This window comes from Streptomyces sp. NPDC055287 (genome assembly GCF_053646035.1).
Window position 1 is genome coordinate 1 of sequence record NZ_JBSHNE010000136.1, and the last position, 1,312, is coordinate 1,312.

Annotated in this window: 2 protein-coding genes; both read left to right on the forward strand. The window is 70.3% G+C overall.

Translation table 11 applies throughout. The annotated features are described in order from the left end of the window. Positions 1–23 precede the first annotated feature (23 nt). Entirely contained in the window at positions 24–254 is a 231-nt protein-coding gene (locus ACWIHY_RS40365) for a hypothetical protein (protein WP_454381752.1), read from the forward strand. A 5-nt stretch (positions 255–259) separates the two neighbouring features. Continuing rightward, positions 260–1,288: a serine hydrolase domain-containing protein gene (locus tag ACWIHY_RS40370; protein WP_454381753.1), complete on the forward strand. Its 1,029-nt coding sequence runs from the start codon at positions 260–262 to the stop codon at positions 1,286–1,288. Positions 1,289–1,312: the final 24 nt, after the last annotated feature.

Sequence of the window (1,312 nt, forward strand, 5' to 3'; positions counted from 1 at the left end):
GGGAGGTCAACTAAGGTTGACTCATGACTGGAGTTGATATTTCGTCGATCACCGAGAACGCCGATCCCGTCGAAGCACTGCGCGAGGCAGCCGCGCTGCGCCACCGCCTGGAAGGACAGGAAGAGGTTCTGGTGCACCGGGCGCGGGTGGCAGGGACCACGTGGACGCAGATCGCTGAGGCGCTGGGGGTCTCAAAGCAGGCCGTACACAAGAAGTACGGCGGCCGACGCCTGTTCGGCCGGACGGAGGCCTGACGATCATGACCTCGCTCCTCGATGATCTGGTACGACGAACGGCGGAGCGGCTCGGTGCCCGACAGCGTGGCGTCGTCGTGGTGGGTGCCGTCCGGGGCGGGCAGTCCGCACTGCACGGCGCAGACCCCGGCACGCTGTTCGAGATCGGTTCCCTCACCAAGACGTTCACCGCGCTGGCCCTGGCCCAGCTCACCGTGCGTGGCGCCGTGGGGCTGGACCAACCGCTTCGCGACCTGCTACCCCGCGACATCACGGCTCCCGAACGCGGCGGTGAGGTCATCAAGCTGGCTCACCTGACCTGCCACACCTCCGGCCTGCCCCGGTTGCCCAAAAGCCTCCTGCCGCGAGGCCTGTTCCGATCGGACCCCTACGCCGGCTGCACGGGCGAACTCCTGCTGGACGGATTGCGGCGCACCCGTTTGCGGTCGGTGCCCGGTACCCGCTTCCGCTACTCCAACTTCGGCGCCGGCCTACTCGGGCTCGCCCTGGCACGCCACACCGGCACCGACTACGACGCGCTTATTCAGGCCGAGATCTGTCGGCCCCTCGGCATGACCGACACTCACGTGGTTCTCGACCCCGGACGCACCGCACGACTGGCCGCCGGCCACTCCCGCACCGGCCGCCCCCGCCCGCCCTGGCACCTGGCCGCCCTCGCCGGCGCCGGCGGCCTGCACTCCACCGTGCCCGACCTGCTCACGCTGGCCCGGGCCCAGATCGGCCCCGCACCCGAAGAACTCGCCGAAGCCATCGCTCTCACCCACACCACCGCCCACCGCATCAACGCCAGAGCCGTTGTTCATCCCGGCTGGATCTCGGCCTACCTGCCCCGCAGCCAGCACCGGATCCTGTTCCACACCGGCGGCACCGGCGGCTACCGCAGCCTGCTGGCCATAGCCCCCGAACGCCAGGCTGCAGTCGTCATCCTCAACGCCAACACTCGACCCGTGGACCGTCCCGGCCTCAACCTGCTCGCACAGGTCATCGGCTCCGGACCCGGTCCGGACCCCGTCCCGGCCGCCACCGGCGCCTGACCCGGGGGCGGCCCACACCGACAG